Genomic DNA, 553 nt, shown 5'->3' on the forward strand with positions numbered 1-553 from the left:
TCCACTTCCACTGTTCCCGTTCTGGCAGCTTCCCAGTAGTCGCTTTTGTTTTCAGGTGTGCCATGACTATTATAGCAAAGGGATTGCTACTTGTTTCTAGTTCTGACCAGCTTTCCTCGTAGTCCAGTAATTTGACTGTTGGGAATTTGAGCCTGACTTCACAACCAGCAATGGTATAATTATAGGAATCTGGTCGCCAATTTACTCGTTCATCCCCTAATATAGCGAGACTGATAACTGGTTTCTGATACAAATCAAAGGCCCGATAGTTATAAATATACATCCTCTGAGGGAAATTTTCTTCGTATTGACTTTGAATTTCAATATGAATCAAAATCCAGACTTCTTCACCACTCAGTAACCAGACTTTATAGAGTTTGTCAGCGAAACGTTTTTTTGTCTTTGCTGAAGCGGTAATCCGTTTGAGTTCTTTTTCTAGAGATTCGGGAGTTTTTGTCCAATCAATTAGTTGGTGAACTTCAGGAAAGAAGAAGTATAAAAACGCTTCAAAATACTCGCTTAATGCTTCTTTCCAGGGTTCATCATAATTGGC

The 553-nt window shown here is 39.2% G+C and carries 1 pseudogene; it reads right to left on the reverse strand.

The features are described 5' to 3' along the window. Positions 1 to 553: pseudogene (locus N0824_RS19145) on the reverse strand (Rpn family recombination-promoting nuclease/putative transposase); the annotation flags it as partial.

This window comes from Microcystis sp. 0824, from assembly GCF_003112475.1.
GTDB classification, from domain to species: domain Bacteria; phylum Cyanobacteriota; class Cyanobacteriia; order Cyanobacteriales; family Microcystaceae; genus Microcystis; species Microcystis aeruginosa_C.